At 44.3% G+C, this 14,687-nt stretch carries 13 protein-coding genes; 7 read left to right on the forward strand and 6 right to left on the reverse strand.

Annotation, left to right across the window (positions count from 1 at the left end; translation table 11 throughout):
- Positions 1-54: 54 nt before the first annotated feature.
- A complete protein-coding gene (locus tag ACP7AK_RS10940; RefSeq protein ID WP_425879891.1) occupies positions 55-726 on the forward strand; it encodes a heavy metal response regulator transcription factor in 672 nt (223 codons plus the stop codon).
- Entirely contained in the window at positions 723-2,096 is a 1,374-nt protein-coding gene (locus ACP7AK_RS10945) for a heavy metal sensor histidine kinase (RefSeq protein WP_425879892.1), read from the forward strand. Before ACP7AK_RS10940 ends, ACP7AK_RS10945 begins: the two co-directional genes overlap by 4 nt.
- Before the next feature lie 8 nt (positions 2,097-2,104).
- Here ACP7AK_RS10945 and ACP7AK_RS10950 read toward each other — a convergent pair whose 3' ends face one another.
- Entirely contained in the window at positions 2,105-2,893 is a 789-nt protein-coding gene (locus tag ACP7AK_RS10950; protein ID WP_004645540.1) for an rRNA large subunit pseudouridine synthase E, read from the reverse strand.
- A gap of 194 nt (positions 2,894-3,087) precedes the next feature.
- Between ACP7AK_RS10950 and icd the strand changes: the two genes are divergently transcribed.
- The 3 genes from icd to ACP7AK_RS10965 all read left to right on the forward strand — a co-directional run bounded on the left by icd (position 3,088) and on the right by ACP7AK_RS10965 (position 5,476).
- Positions 3,088-4,344 (forward strand): NADP-dependent isocitrate dehydrogenase, encoded by a 1,257-nt coding sequence (gene icd / locus ACP7AK_RS10955; protein ID WP_005106517.1) that lies wholly within the window; start codon positions 3,088-3,090, stop codon positions 4,342-4,344.
- A gap of 299 nt (positions 4,345-4,643) precedes the next feature.
- Complete coding sequence (locus tag ACP7AK_RS10960; protein ID WP_004645538.1) at positions 4,644-4,775, forward strand: hypothetical protein; 132 nt, start codon at positions 4,644-4,646, stop codon at positions 4,773-4,775.
- Between the two features lie 143 nt (positions 4,776-4,918).
- On the forward strand, positions 4,919-5,476 hold the full coding sequence (locus ACP7AK_RS10965; RefSeq protein WP_310078098.1) for a M23 family metallopeptidase: 558 nt from the start codon (positions 4,919-4,921) through the stop codon (positions 5,474-5,476).
- On the opposite strand, the gene ACP7AK_RS10970 is transcribed toward ACP7AK_RS10965, so the two are convergent.
- The gene (locus tag ACP7AK_RS10970; protein ID WP_425879893.1) at positions 5,455-6,666 is read right to left on the reverse strand and encodes a YbfB/YjiJ family MFS transporter; all 1,212 of its coding nucleotides are present in this window, start codon (positions 6,664-6,666) and stop codon (positions 5,455-5,457) included. The genes ACP7AK_RS10965 and ACP7AK_RS10970 overlap by 22 nt on opposite strands.
- Positions 6,667-6,879: 213 nt before the next feature.
- Positions 6,880-8,310: a pyridoxal phosphate-dependent aminotransferase gene (locus ACP7AK_RS10975; protein ID WP_243474610.1), complete on the reverse strand. Its 1,431-nt coding sequence runs from the start codon at positions 8,308-8,310 to the stop codon at positions 6,880-6,882.
- A gap of 228 nt (positions 8,311-8,538) precedes the next feature.
- Here ACP7AK_RS10975 and msrB point away from each other — a divergent pair, with 228 nt between their 5' ends.
- Together msrB and ACP7AK_RS10985 are read left to right on the forward strand one after the other, a co-directional pair.
- The gene (msrB, locus tag ACP7AK_RS10980) at positions 8,539-8,958 is read left to right on the forward strand and encodes a peptide-methionine (R)-S-oxide reductase MsrB (RefSeq protein ID WP_004645533.1); all 420 of its coding nucleotides are present in this window, start codon (positions 8,539-8,541) and stop codon (positions 8,956-8,958) included.
- Positions 8,955-9,431, forward strand: a complete 477-nt coding sequence (locus ACP7AK_RS10985) for a glutathione peroxidase (RefSeq protein WP_004278946.1) — start codon at positions 8,955-8,957, stop codon at positions 9,429-9,431. The genes msrB and ACP7AK_RS10985 overlap by 4 nt, the downstream gene beginning before the upstream one ends.
- Positions 9,432-9,532: 101 nt before the next feature.
- Here ACP7AK_RS10985 and dapC read toward each other — a convergent pair whose 3' ends face one another.
- Genes dapC through purT form a run of 3 tightly spaced genes read right to left on the reverse strand, consistent with a single transcriptional unit; the run spans position 9,533 to position 14,633 of the window.
- Entirely contained in the window at positions 9,533-10,702 is a 1,170-nt protein-coding gene (gene dapC / locus ACP7AK_RS10990; protein ID WP_425879894.1) for a succinyldiaminopimelate transaminase, read from the reverse strand.
- A gap of 17 nt (positions 10,703-10,719) precedes the next feature.
- Entirely contained in the window at positions 10,720-13,392 is a 2,673-nt protein-coding gene (gene glnD, locus ACP7AK_RS10995; RefSeq protein ID WP_004731539.1) for a [protein-PII] uridylyltransferase, read from the reverse strand.
- Between the two features lie 26 nt (positions 13,393-13,418).
- The gene (purT, locus tag ACP7AK_RS11000; protein WP_171057027.1) at positions 13,419-14,633 is read right to left on the reverse strand and encodes a formate-dependent phosphoribosylglycinamide formyltransferase; all 1,215 of its coding nucleotides are present in this window, start codon (positions 14,631-14,633) and stop codon (positions 13,419-13,421) included.
- Positions 14,634-14,687 lie beyond the last annotated feature (54 nt).

Here is a 14,687-nt window from a genome sequence, read left to right on the forward strand (position 1 = left end):
ATCAGATTACCAATTTGTAATCTAGAACTAGCTAAAAACAGCTAAACTACTGACATGCATATTTTAATTGTAGAAGATGAAGTCAAGATTGCTGAATATCTGGCAAAAGGACTGAATGAGTCAGGTTATAGTACGGCCATCGCAGAAAATGGTGTGCGTGCATTATCGTGTTTGCAGCAACAGTCTTTTGATCTGGTGCTGCTTGATGTGATGCTGCCGGACCTGGATGGCTGGCAGGTATTACAAACCCTGCGAACTTTTAGCCAGATTCCGGTATTAATGCTTACCGCCCGCGATCATGTGCTAGATCGGGTTAAAGGACTGGAGCTTGGTGCCGATGATTATCTGACCAAGCCTTTTTCCTATATTGAATTACTGGCCCGAATTAAAAGTCTGTTGCGCCGTGTGCCGCGTCTGGAGCAGGAGGCCTATCAGATTTCAGATCTGGTATTGAACCGCTTAAAGCATGAGGTTTACCGTAACGGACAAAAGATCGACTTGAGCCAGAAAGAATTTGCCCTGTTGCAATTGTTAATGGAACATCAGGGACAGGTGATGACCCGGAGCCAGATTGCGTCCATGGTCTGGAATATCAATTTTAATACTGATACTAATGTGGTCGATGTGGCTATTCGCAGGCTGCGTAGCAAAATTGATGATCATTACACGCCAAAACTGATCCATACCGTACGTGGTATGGGTTATAAGCTAGATGAATGTCCATGAAAAACCCTGTGTTATTGCCGTTGGCAACACGTTTAAGTATTGCATTTGCACTGGTGTCTTGCGTGGTGTTTCTGAGTGTGGCGTTGCTGTCTTATCAAAATATGCAACAGATGATTCAGACCCAGCAGGATCAGGCGCTGGCTGCGCGTATTTCCCGGATTGAGATTTTTCTTGAAGATGCCCAGAGTTTCAAGCTTTTGGTCCAGCATCCCAAATTATATGAAAATATGCTAGGACAGGAAGATAATTTATTGCTGCTGCAGCATCAGAATAGTCGTCTGATCGAGATCAATCCTTTACAGGTTCATATTCCGGCATTGCATTATTCCTCCAAATTACAGTTTCAGAATAATCAGGCTGAACATCCTTCAACACGTCTGGCTTTTAAACAGGTGCAGTTTGATGGTCGCAATTACCAGCTGGTAGCGGGTAAACAGTTGGCAGAAGGACAAAGGGCACTGGCAACCTATTTATCAAAGCTGGTGCTCTATAGTCTGCTTGGTATATTGCTCTCGACCTTTATGGCCTGGCTGGCTGGACGCTATATTCTCAAGTCAATGCGTCAGCTGATGCTGGCGACAGCACAGGTTAATATTCAGCAGCCCAATCAGCACATTCATGTGCAGAGTAATACGCTTGAGGTGCAAGAGCTGAGTCAGGCCATGAACGATATGCTCGGTAATATTCAGTCTGCATATCAGCAGTTGGCACGTTTTTCTGAGGATATTTCGCACGAACTTCGCACGCCATTAAACAATCTAATCGGGCAGACACAGATTCTGTTATCGCGGCCGCGCGAGCCTGCTGAACTGGAAAATCTGCTCTATTCCAACCTGGAAGAATATGAACGCCTAAGCCAGATGATTGAAAGCATGCTGTTTATCGCGCGGGTAGAGCATGGTGGATTTACGGTTGAAAAACAGAATTTCAATCTGAATGAGATGCTGCAAGAATTACTCGAGTACTTCAGTTTTCTGGCTGAAGAAAAGCAGATGCATTTAAAAATTAATGTTCCATCAGATTTAAGTCTGACTGCCAGCACCGCATTATTACAGCGCGCAGTTGCCAATCTGATCAGCAATGCCATTACTTATGGTCAGCCGGGGAGTGAGATTAGTGTGTCGGCACAGCGACTGAACCATAGCATTAAAATATCGGTGCTGACGCCAGAGGTATGGATTGCAGATGAGCATCATCCGCATTTATTTGACCGGTTTTATCAGATAGATGACAGCCGACATGAAAAAGCCCAGACGGGTGGTCTGGGCCTTGCCATTGTGCAGTCGATTATGCAGCTCCATCAGGGGGGAGCAACTGTAGAAAATACGCCGTCTGGCGTGGTATTTAGCCTGTCACTACCTGATGAATAGGCTGAGCTTTAACCACGACCCCGGCCACGACCACGTGGTGCCTTGGTATTTGGACGAGTAGTACCATTGGTGCGACGTTTCGGCTTTTCGCTTTCGTCCATTTGCCAGATGCGTTTGGTGCCAGACTTTTTCACGGAACCATCTTTGTTCTTACGAACCATTGGCTTACCGCCAGTACCACCCGGCTTTTTCACATAAGAGCGTGAACGGTATGGTTCTTCCGCAGGAACATTCTGGAAGTCTGGATATAATAATGGTTCAATTTCTCTAGTCTCGCCCGGTTGCAATCCCATACGAACCAAATCAATCTCACCAATTTTGGTACGGATCAAACGCAGTGTAGGGAAGCCGACAGCAGATGTCATACGACGAACCTGACGGTTACGACCTTCACAGATCGAAATCTCAACCCAAGACGTTGGAACAGAGGCACGGAAACGTACAGGAGGATTACGCTCCCATAACCATTCAGGTTCAGATACTTTTTCAGCACGTGCAGGAAGCGTCATGCCATCTTTCAGTTCAACGCCTTTACGAAGCTGTTCTAGTGCTTCTTCGGTCACATCACCTTCAACTTGCACCATATAAGTTTTAAACTTTTTATTGGCAGGATTGGTGATATATTGGTTGAGACCACCGTGATCGGTGAGGAAAACCAGACCTTCTGAGTCCATGTCCAAACGGCCAGCAAGACGTAAATCTTTGTCGTTGACAAAATCAGCCATGGTTGGGTGCTTTTCATCCGCACGGAATTGGGAGAGGACGTCATAAGGTTTGTTTAGAATGACGATTTTCATAGGAAATAACTTCTATAATTACATTAATTTAAAAAATGTAGAGGTTTATTTAAAAGGGAAATTTAGTTATTTCCCGTATAAATCTCAAAAACAACAAATCTGGATTAGAATATTATGCGTTAAGAACAGTTGAAAGTATTGCCTAATTGGCAATTATTTTAGATTTGTCAGCGGCATCCGGGAGAATACTAATAATGGGATATCAAAAAATCGTAGTACCTGTGGATGGTACCAAAATTACCGTTAATGCAGACCTGTCACTCAACGTACCAAATAATCCAATTATCCCATTTATCGAAGGGGATGGAATTGGTGCAGATATTACACCAACAATGCGAACTGTGGTAGATGCTGCTGTGCAAAAAGCATACGCTGGAAAGCGTTCCATCGAATGGATGGAAGTCTACTGCGGTGAAAAAGCTGAGAAAATTTACGGCACCTACATGCCTGAAGAAACCTTGGAAGCGCTGCGTGATTATGTAATATCAATCAAAGGTCCACTGACCACACCAGTTGGTGGCGGTATTCGTTCCCTGAATGTAGCCTTACGTCAGGAACTGGATTTATATGTCTGTGTACGTCCGGTACGCTGGTTTGAAGGGGTGCCTTCACCGGTGCATAATCCGGAACTAACCGATATGGTGATCTTCCGTGAGAATTCAGAAGATATTTATGCCGGTATTGAATGGAAAGCAGATTCTCAGGAAGCGAAAAAGGTTATCAAGTTTTTGAAAGAAGAAATGGGTGTAACCAACATCCGCTTTGAAGACAATTGTGGGATCGGGATCAAACCTGTCTCCAAAGAAGGTAGCCAGCGTCTGGTGCGTAAAGCGATTCAGTTCGCCATTGAAAATGACAAGCCGAGTGTGACCTTGGTGCACAAAGGCAATATCATGAAATACACCGAAGGAGCATTTAAAGAGTGGGGCTATGAGGTCGCATTGGAACGTTTCGGCGGTGAGCTTTTAGATGGTGGTCCGTGGGTTAAAATCAAAAATCCAAGAACAGGCAAAGACATTATTATTAAAGATGTTATTGCAGATGCCTTCTTGCAGCAAATCCTGATGCGCCCGGCGGATTATTCTGTGATTGCGACACTCAACTTAAATGGTGACTATATTTCTGATGCGCTGGCTGCGGAGGTTGGTGGGATTGGAATTGCACCGGGTGCCAATATTGGCGGTTCGATTGCAGTCTATGAAGCAACCCACGGCACAGCGCCTAAATATGCCGGGCAGGATAAAGTGAATCCAGGTTCGATTATTCTGTCAGCAGAAATGATGCTGCGTGATATGGGATGGACAGAAGCTGCCGACCTGATCATCAAGGGGATTTCGGGTGCGATTGCGGCAAAAACGGTGACCTATGATTTCGAGCGTTTGATGCCAGGTGCGACCTTGCTACGTTGTTCTGAGTTTGGTGAAGCGATCATTGCTAATATGGATGCCTAAAATTGCGATGCAATTTATGAGCTAAAGCCCGCAATTACTGCGGGCTTTTTTATAGTTTTATTTTCAGGAAAAGTCTGAACAGATAAAAGCTAAACGTTAAAATAAGTATCAGGCTGCAAGATCATGTAAGAAGTGTAATGAGCCTAGAAATGATTCGTTCTAAGCTGAACGACTTACTAAAGCTTGTATTACATTGACGTATTTGGATACAGCTCAGCGATTGGCTTATTTTGTATAAACGTTACAGTGATGAATGGAACTTCCAGTGATATAGAGACGTTTCTCCAAAGGAGTAAATCATGGCTAAAGCTAAAGCGAGACATAAGCAGGTCCAACAAAAAGATAAGCAGGACAATGCTCAGAATGAAGAGCAGCAACAGCAACAACAGCAACAACCATCGAAACCATCTCGTGCTAAAAAACGTAGATAATCTCCTATCCACCTGAAATAACAAAACCCTCATTTGAGGGTTTTGTTATTTGGAGGCTAATATAAAATCATCACTAAAAATAACAGGATTGTGACTTTAAATTAGGCCGTGATGATTAAGATAAAAGTCATCTATTTAATTTGATGCGAATATTGGTGAAATTTCTTCGGATTATAAGCTTACTGTTATCTATAGGTTTTTTACTAACTGCCTGTCAGCCACCGCCTTCAGGTGAAGCAGCCGGTTGGAAAAGCCCTTATCTATATTGGCAATTACAGAGAACCAAGTTAGAAGCTCCGCTACAGATTCCGGTTGAAGGCGTCAGAGTTGGCCAAATTAATGATACTTGGGGAGCAGCGCGTAGTGCAGGTCGTAAACACGAAGGGACGGATATTTTTGCCAAACGTGGTACGCCAGTATTTAGCGCGACCCAAGGGATTGTGCGTAGGATTGGCACCAATAATCTGGGTGGAAAAATTATCTGGGTGACTGGCCCCAATATGAGTCAGCATTATTATGCACATCTGGATGATTATGCAGCGGATATTCAGGAAGGCGACTGGGTTGAGGCAGGTGAAGTCATCGCTTATGTGGGTAATACGGGCAATGCTAAAAATACCCCACCGCATTTACATTATGGGATTTATCTGGGTGGGCAAGGAGCAACCAATCCTTATCCTTATTTAGTTCCTTCTCCATGAGCAGACACTGGCTGAGTTTGTTGTTCAGACTTGAGTCTGACAGGACGTGTGTACCAGAACAATTGCAATGTTCCTAATAAAAGAACCAATGTGGCCAGTATGAACTGTTGATGATAGCTCAATCCAAAATATTGCAGCGCACTAAAGCTGAGTCCACCGATCAGCTGAATCGAGGCGAAACACAAGGTGGCAATACTCCAGAGTTTTTTATAAGCCAGTCCATACAGTTGTAAAATGGTATAGGAGGTCAGGAAGACCACAGCCGGATTTAGCATACCCGTGAAAAAGGAAGAGCTAAAAGTGAGTAATGGATTGGTATCTAGAGTCGCAATAAAAATAGCCACAATATAAAGACTATAAAGAATTTTCAGGGCAGCAAAATTACCCCATTTTCTGGCCAGCACATAAGCACTAAAGGCACCCAAGGCACTGCCTATTCCATACAGAATCCAGTTGAAATTAATCCAGAACAAGCTCAATCCCAACTGCTGGCTTAAATAATCAATCCAGAAGAGTGAATGCGGTATATAGGCGAATGCACTACACGCGTAGACCGTCAATAAACTATAAAAGACGCTATTCAAAGAGAGAGGAGAGGTAACTGCAAGAGCTTGTGTGGACAAATACGGCTTAAATTTCTGAATTAGTAAACTTAAAACGATACAGATGAGCAGGGCAAAACCACATAAGATCAGCCAGGCCGTCTGTATGGAAATTTGATCCAAATAAGGCAGAAACAGGGTCGCAATTAAAACGCCTAGTCCAATCCCGCTAAAACCAATAAAGTTGATTTTGAGGCGATCCTGAAGTTCACAGCACTGTGCAACCACACTCGGCGATAAGATCATCATCAGTCCACCGCTGATCCCGGAAATAATCCGCCAAGCGATATACCATACTTCAGAAAAACCAGAAAATGCACAGCACATCAGGCTGAGCATACCGGCAAAGGCTGAAATTTGAATATAGGTACTCATGCTGCGGTCTTGAGGCAGACGCATGGCCGTAAATGCACCGATTAAATAACCCAGCAAATTGGCACTGCCCAAGAGACTGGCAAAATCTGTACTCCAGCCAAAGGCTTCGCGTGTGCCAGGTAACAGTGCGGTATAAGAAAAGCGAAGAATGCCAATGCCCAAGCATATACTAAGACAAAGAAACAGGCTGAGCTTGATTGTGTTTGAGGACATCCGTGTACTCATGGAATTTTATGTTTGGTCAAAAAATAACATGAATCTTCATAATAAAGGGAAAAATTGCCTGAAAAGAAACCATTGAGTGCAGAAATTTGCTCAAAGAAACCGGTAAGATTTTTAAGATTTCATCAGTCAAAAGCCTGAATTTTTTCATAGAAATAAAAAACCGCGTCTCAGCGCGGTTTTTTATATTGTCTATTTCAAGAATTAACGTATCTTGGCCAAGAAACGGCCAACACGGGTAATGGCTTCACGCAGTTCATTTTCAGCCGGCAGGAATACTACACGGAAATGATCCGGTGTTGGCCAGTTAAAGCCTGTCCCTTGAACCAGAAGTACTTTTTCGGCACGTAACAAATCCAGCATTAGTTTTTCATCATCCTGGATTGGATACACATTCGGATCCAGTTTCGGGAAGCAGTACATCGCACCTTCAGGTTTGACACAAGACACACCTGGAATCTCGTTCAGCATTTCCCAGGCAATGTTGCGCTGTTCATATAAACGCCCGCCCGGACGAATCAGGTCGTTAATTGACTGATAACCGCCCAGTGCGGTCTGAATCGCATATTGTGCCTGATGGTTGGCACACAGACGCATCGACGCTAGCATATCCAGACCTTCGATATAGTCTGCTGCACGTGCTTTATCGCCGGTAATGGCCATCCAGCCGGAACGGAAACCAGCAATACGATAGGCTTTAGATAAACCGTTAAACGAGACACAGAGCTGATCGCCAGCCAGAGCTGCTACAGCAACATGCTCGATTCCATCGTAAATAATTTTGTCGTAGATTTCATCAGCAAATAAAATCAGGTCATATTTCTTGGCCAAGTCGACAATTTGTTGCAACACATGACGTGGGTAAACCGAACCGGTCGGGTTATTCGGGTTAATAATCACAATACCACGGGTATTTGGCGTGATTTTGCTTTCCATGTCAGTAATATCTGGATACCAGTGATTTTCTTCATCACATTTATAGTGAATCGCTGTACCGCCAGACAGATTCACTGCTGCCGTCCAGAGTGGATAATCCGGCATTGGAATCAGCATTTCATCGCCATCATCCAGCAGACCTTGCATGGCCATAACAATCAGTTCAGACACACCATTGCCGATATAGACGTCATTGACGTGCATATCCAGGATGCCTTTTTGCTGATAATACTGACAGATCGCCTTACGCGCCGGGAAAATCCCTTTGGAATCTGTATAACCAATCGCATTCGGTAGGTTTAAAGCCACATCGTTGATAATTTCTTGTGGTGCTTCAAAACCGAATGGGGCAGGGTTACCAATATTTAATTTAATAATTTTGTGACCGGCTTCTTCCATCTCGATGGCCGCTCGTAACACAGGTCCGCGAATGTCGTAGCAAACATGATCAAGCTTGGATGATTTCTTGATTTCGCGAGGGGATTGGAAAGTGTTCGGCATTTTGATGTTCTCGGATGGAGTGGAGGTCACTTTTGCATAACGATATAAATAACTTTTAAATGTCTCAGTTGTGACTAGATCGAGATCATGTTCATCTCGAAGTAGTGCAACAATTTTTTCATGCGTAAATCCAAGCTGCTGATATTGTTTGATCACAGGCAGCAGATTTTTAAAAATTACGCTCTTTTTTTGCGACATTTTTTAATCCTGAGCAAATTTAGAGCTAAGAATACCATTAAATTTGCTCACTAAAAAACATTTAATGTAAAAATTGCTTACTTTTATTTTTATATTTGCTTTCTTTTTGCTTTTTTGGGCATTATATGTCTTTTGTAAAATGTTGAATAAAGACTAGAATTTTTAAAATGAATCACGTAAATATAGGATTATCCTATTTTAAATAGCAAGATAAAAAGGTATGTGATCATGGGAAAACTCAATAAATCAGACCGGGAATGGCAAAGAGAGTTATCACCTGAGGAGTTTCGCATTACGCGCGAGAAGGGAACCGAGCCGGCATTTACTGGAAAATACTGGAATACCAAGCAAGATGGCACTTATGTATGTCGTTGCTGCGGCACGCCACTGTTCTCTTCTGAGACCAAGTATGACAGCGGCTGTGGCTGGCCAAGTTTCTACCGTCCTGTCAGCAGTTCGGTGGTAGAAGAATTACCTGATACTTCACACGGAATGGTCAGAACTGAGATTGTTTGTCATCATTGTGACGCACATTTAGGGCATGTTTTCCCGGATGGCCCAGAACCGACCGGTTTGCGTTATTGTGTCAACTCGGCTTCTTTGGACTTAGAAACACAAGAAAAAAATGATGAGGAAACCTATCCATGACTAACATTTATCAGTTCGAAGCTGAATTGTTAGATGGCAAAAGCAAGCCACTTGCAGATTATGAAGGCAAGGTGCTTTTGATCGTCAATACAGCGAGTAAGTGTGGTTTTACCCCACAGTTTTCAGGATTAGAAAAACTTTACGAAAAATATAAAGATCAAGGTCTGGAAATTTTGGGATTTCCATGTAACCAGTTTGGCGGCCAGGATCCGGGTTCCAATGAACAGATTGGTGAATTTTGCCAGAAGAATTACGGGGTATCTTTCCCGATGTTTTCCAAGGTGGATGTCAAAGGCCCTGAGGCACATGCTATTTTTCGCTATTTAACCAATAATTCCAAAGGTATTTTAGGTAATGGAATTAAATGGAATTTTACCAAGTTTCTGATTGGCCGTGATGGCAAGGTATTGAACCGTTTTGCTCCGACCACCAAGCCTGAAGATCTTGAAGATGAAATTGCAAAAGTGTTGTAAGACTCTGTGTTGTTTTCTCAGTATGAGATGAAGATAGAACTCATCTGATTTCAATTAAAAAACCCACTGATCTACAGTGGGTTTTTTAGTCATGATAAAATTTAGAGAATGGCTTTCAGACGTTGAATGACTTCTTCACATTGCGCCAGATCGGCAACAAGGGCTAAACGTACATGATTTTCACCCGGATTACCCTGTTCAGTATCGCGGGATAAATAACGACCCGGAAGAACTTTAATATGTGCTTCCTCCATCAGGCGCTTGGCAAAGGCTTCATCATTATCGACTTTTAGCCAGTAGTAGAAACCTGCATCCGGTTTTTTCAGTGGCAATAAATGTCCGAGTTCCTGTTGAAATAAATCAAACTTGGCACGGTATTGCACCCGGTTTTCTTCCACATGCGCTTCATCATCCCAGGCAGCAATAGACGCCAGTTGATGTTGCACCGGCATCGCTGCGCCGTGGTAAGTACGGTATTGCAAGTAAGGTTTTAACAGGTTGGCATCACCGGCAACAAAACCTGAACGCATACCCGGAAGGTTAGAACGTTTAGACAGTGAATGGAACACCACACAGTTTTTATAGTCATCCCGGCCGATTTCAGCACAAACTTCCAGTAAACCTACAGGTGCCTGATCAAACCACAGTTCCGAATAGCATTCGTCTGAAGCAATCACAAAGTTGTATTGATCCGACAAGGCAATCAGTTTTTTAAACTGCTCTTTTGATAATACTGCACCGGTTGGATTGCCCGGGGTACAGACAAATAGCAGTGCAGTTTTTTCCCAGACTTCTGCCGGAACAGCATCAAAATCACCGAGGTAATTATTTTCCTCAGTACAGTTGATGAAATAAGGTTTTGCCCCTGCAAGCAGTGTTGCACCTTCGTAAATCTGGTAAAACGGATTCGGCATCACCACATAAGGTGCATCTTCACGATTCACCAAAGCCTGTACAAACGAGAAAATCGCTTCACGCGTACCAGAAACAGGCAGGATATTGCTGTCTGCACTGATGCTATTTAGCTGAAAACGGCGCGTCAGCCATTGGGCAATACTTTCACGTAGCTCCGGCAAGCCTTTACTGTTTGGATACGTCGACAAATGTTTGAAGTTATCGATAATTGCTTGTTTCACAAACTCTGGTGCAGGATGCTTTGGTTCACCAATCGATAGGGGAATTAAGGGCATATTTGCAGGCTGGATATCCGCAAAAAGCTTATTTAACTTTTCAAACGGGTAAGGATGCAGTAGAGACAAGCTAGAGTTCATGAATAAGTAACCGCGTTTTAATGTGAGTGTTGACTACAAACCTGATGAGAGGCTTCATCCAGCGCAGTTTTAAGTGCAGCTGCAAATTCGGCAGATTCTCCAGGTGTCATAGGGTTGCCATCCTTTTTGGTGACAAAGAATATATCTTCGGCACGTTCGCCCAGTGTGGCAATTTTGGCAGAGTGGATATCCAGCCCTTGCATCATAAATAAACCACCGATTTTGGCAAGTAAACCGGGATGATCGAGAGTGGCAATTTCGACCATATTCTGATTCAAGGCAGGATTGACACTGATATCGACTGTATTTTCAATATCAAAATGACGTAATTGACGCGGAATCCGGCGCTGCATCAAGCCCGGATATTCATCTGAATGACTCAAGGCATCTTTCAGAGCCTCAATCACTGTGGCCTCGCGTTCCGGATCGGTCAATAAGGTACCAAAACGGTCGAGTACTACATAGGTATCCAGACTGAAGGCTTTAGTCGCTGTAATAATCCGTGCGTCTTGTACATCCAGATTCATACGATCCAGAATAGCTACCGTGGTGGCAAACAGGTTGGGTTGATCCTGCGTATAAATAAAGATCTGTACCGCATCTTGAGCATATTTACGGTGTGCCCGCATCAGCACCAGTGGGGCAGGATTGTCGCCGTGCTGTAAAATGGCACGGGTATGCCAGGCGATTTCATCTGCTGTTTCTTTGAGGAAATAGTCATCACCAAGTTCCTGCCAGACTTTTTCTACTTCATCCAGTGAGAAGTCCTGAACCAGAAGTTCACTGGCTGCAAATTTGGTATCTTCAATCAGCATCTGATAATCAACCGGACGGCCCAGACCGGAACGGATCACGTCACGTGCTTGAGTATATAGTTGACGCATTAACGAGGCGCGCCAGGTATTCCAGAGCTTCGGATTGGTGGCATTAATATCGGCTACCGTCAGAGTGTATAAATAATCAAGATGCTCCATATCACCCATTTTTTCTGCGAATTCTTTGACCACATCCGGATCGGAAATATCTTTTTTCTGGGCGGTGACAGACATTACCAGATGATTCTGGATCAGCCAGGCCACCAGGTTGCTTTCACGTTCGGTAAAACCGTGACTACGGCAGAATTTAATCGCATCGCTGGCACCAAGTTCACTGTGATCACCGCCACGGCCTTTGGCAATATCATGGAAAATTGCCGCCAGATAAACGATGTCACGACGGGTCAAACGCTGGAACACTGAACTGACTACCGGAAATTCTTTGGCAAATTCAGGTTCTTTAAAGCGGTTTAAATTACGTAGCAGCAATAAGGTATGTGCATCGACCGTATAAATATGGAACAGGTCATATTGCATCAGTCCCAGAATTTGTCCAAATGCAGGAATATAGTTTCCAAGCACACCATAACGCTTCATGGCAACCATGGTGTCATAGAGTCGATGCGGTGAACGGATAATCGCCATAAACAGTGCCTGATGCACCGGATTATCACGGAAATCCTGATCAATACGTTTTCCAGCCAAGGTCAGCAGGCGTAAGGTACGCGCACGAATGCCTTCGATTTCAGGACGATTGGCCAGCAGATAGAAAATTTCCAGAATTGCGCTTGGATTTTCCGAGAAAATCTTGTGATGTTGCACAGCCAGTTTGCCATCGACCAGTTTAAAGTTCTGGTTGATTTCTTCGATCTGGCGTTCATATTGCGGTAAACGTGGCGTAATGACCGATTCATTAAAATAAGCCAGCAGCATTTCGTTCAGTGTAGACACTTGCTGCGCACTGCGATAATAGCGCTTCATGAACTGTTCAATTGGATAGTTCGGATGATGCGCTTCTTCACGCACATAGCCGAATTTGGCAGCAATATCGCGCTGATAATCGAACAATAAGCGGTTTTCATCGCGCTTGGTCAGGCGGTGCAGGTGATGACGGATTTCCCAGAGGAAACTCTCTGCTTCCTCGAGCACACCGAGTTCAAATTCTGAAATAAAACCGAGGTGCACCAGATCGTAAATGCGATTGACGCGGAAATGCCGTTTGGCAATCCATCCAATCTGGTTGATGTCACGAATACCGCCCGGCGCATTTTTAATATCCGGTTCCAGATTGCTTTCGGTATTGTTGTGCTGAGCATAGCGTTTATGCTGCTCATCCATCTTGGCATCAAAAAAGGTTTTGTCGGTCCAGGTACGTGACACGATGCGACGTGGCCATTTGCACAGGTTTTCATTGCCAATAATCAGGCGGGCTTCGATCAGGGTGGTGGCGACGGTCAGATCACTGCTGGCCTGATTGACACATTCATTGATGGTGCGGACACTGATACCGGGTTTGAAATTCCCCACGTCCCAAAGCGATGAAATGAATGTAGAAATCAGTTGTTCCTGTTCCGGGTTAATCTCGTCTTCTGACAAGATCATGATGTCGACATCAGAATAAGGCAGCATTTCACGACGGCCATAGCCTCCGACTGCAAACAGGGCCAAATCAGTTTGATCCAGTTCGGCATGCTGCCAGAGAAACTGCAATGCTTCATCAATCAGGTTGGAACGCGCCAGAATAATATCCCGAATCGACTGCCCATTTTCAAAACTTTCCTGAAGCTGATTTTCGACATCACTGCGCCATTGATTGATGGCTTTAATGTCATGGTTGCTTTTAGCGTAATTCAGCAGTGGATGGGTGTTGATCATGTACAGTCGTCCGTTGGTATTTCAGCTTAGTTTTGGTTGACGCTAACTTGGTTAGCGACCTGTAGGGCCAGTTCACGTGCCTGTTCAATAGTTTCTGCACGTGCCGTGGCAACGCCCATACGACGACGTTTAAAACCTTCTGGTTTGCCAAACAGGCGCAAATCGGTATTGCCGTCTGCTAAAGCAAGATTCAGGCCAGAAAATGAAAGATTACGGCCATCTACTCCAGCATAAATTACCGCACTGGCAGCCACACTATGTCGTGCAGTATTCACCGGCAAGCCTAAAATAGCACGTGCATGCAGCTCAAATTCACTTTGAAATTGGGAGGCTAAAGTCACCAGTCCAGTATCGTGTGGACGTGGGGAAACCTCACTAAACCATACTTTGTCGCCTTTTACAAAGAGTTCCACTCCAAAGATTCCGCAGCCACCAAGTGCTGTAGTGACCTTGTTGGCAATGCGCTTGGATTCTTCCAGCGCGGCTGGAGTCATCGGTTGAGGCTGCCAGCTTTCCACATAATCACCTGAGTCCTGACGATGTCCGATCGGGTCGCAATAAGACGTTTCGATTTCGCCGGTTTCTGGATTTTTTGCACGAACAGTCAATAAGGTAATTTCAAAATCAAAGTCAATTTGTGATTCTACAATCACAGTACCCTGATTGACCCGGCCACCGGTTTGCGCATATTCCCAGGCAGCATCGACTTCATCAAAACGGGTAACACGAGACTGACCTTTGCCTGAAGATGACATCACCGGTTTCACAAAGTTTGGATAGCCGACATCGTCACAGGCCGCGCGGAAGGATTCTAAACTGTCGGCAAAACGGTAAGCTGAAGTTGGCAGACCGAGTTCTTCCGCAGCCAGACGACGAATACCTTCACGGTTCATGGTCAGATTGACGGCTTTAGCAGAAGGAATGACTGTAGCAATGTTCTGGGCTTCTATTTCAAGCAGAACTTCGGTCGCAATCGCTTCAATTTCAGGAACAATTAAATGTGGCTGGATTTGATTGATGAGTTGTTTGAGTTCTACAGCATCTGCCATATTCAAGGTATAGGAATAATGCGCAACCTGCATGGCAGGGGCATGATCATAACGGTCAGCAGCATGAACTTCGACTCCAAGGCGTTGTAGTGAAATCACCACTTCCTTGCCCAGTTCACCAGAACCCAATAATAGAACTTTATAGGCAGAAGATTGAAGGGGAGTACCAATAGTCACGCTCATGTGGATCATCCATGCTTGATTTTATGGACTTTTAGCATAGCAGAACTGAGCCGACAGTTAAGC

This window comes from Acinetobacter sp. TWP2-2-3 (assembly GCF_049896445.1).
GTDB lineage: Bacteria > Pseudomonadota > Gammaproteobacteria > Pseudomonadales > Moraxellaceae > Acinetobacter.

Excerpts from the sequence above, each read along its gene's own strand:
- ACP7AK_RS10940 (WP_425879891.1), top strand. The coding sequence starts at position 55 with ATGCATATTTTAATTGTAGAAGATGAAGTCAAGATTGCTGAATATCTG.
- ACP7AK_RS10945 (WP_425879892.1), top strand. The coding sequence starts at position 723 with ATGAAAAACCCTGTGTTATTGCCGTTGGCAACACGTTTAAGTATTGCA.
- ACP7AK_RS10950 (WP_004645540.1), bottom strand. The coding sequence starts at position 2,893 with ATGAAAATCGTCATTCTAAACAAACCTTATGACGTCCTCTCCCAATTC.
- icd (WP_005106517.1), top strand. The coding sequence starts at position 3,088 with ATGGGATATCAAAAAATCGTAGTACCTGTGGATGGTACCAAAATTACC.
- ACP7AK_RS10960 (WP_004645538.1), top strand. The coding sequence starts at position 4,644 with ATGGCTAAAGCTAAAGCGAGACATAAGCAGGTCCAACAAAAAGATAAG.
- ACP7AK_RS10965 (WP_310078098.1), top strand. The coding sequence starts at position 4,919 with ATGCGAATATTGGTGAAATTTCTTCGGATTATAAGCTTACTGTTATCT.
- ACP7AK_RS10970 (WP_425879893.1), bottom strand. The coding sequence starts at position 6,666 with ATGTCCTCAAACACAATCAAGCTCAGCCTGTTTCTTTGTCTTAGTATA.
- ACP7AK_RS10975 (WP_243474610.1), bottom strand. The coding sequence starts at position 8,310 with ATGTCGCAAAAAAAGAGCGTAATTTTTAAAAATCTGCTGCCTGTGATC.
- msrB (WP_004645533.1), top strand. The coding sequence starts at position 8,539 with ATGGGAAAACTCAATAAATCAGACCGGGAATGGCAAAGAGAGTTATCA.
- ACP7AK_RS10985 (WP_004278946.1), top strand. The coding sequence starts at position 8,955 with ATGACTAACATTTATCAGTTCGAAGCTGAATTGTTAGATGGCAAAAGC.
- dapC (WP_425879894.1), bottom strand. The coding sequence starts at position 10,702 with ATGAACTCTAGCTTGTCTCTACTGCATCCTTACCCGTTTGAAAAGTTA.
- glnD (WP_004731539.1), bottom strand. The coding sequence starts at position 13,392 with ATGATCAACACCCATCCACTGCTGAATTACGCTAAAAGCAACCATGAC.
- purT (WP_171057027.1), bottom strand. The coding sequence starts at position 14,633 with ATGATCCACATGAGCGTGACTATTGGTACTCCCCTTCAATCTTCTGCC.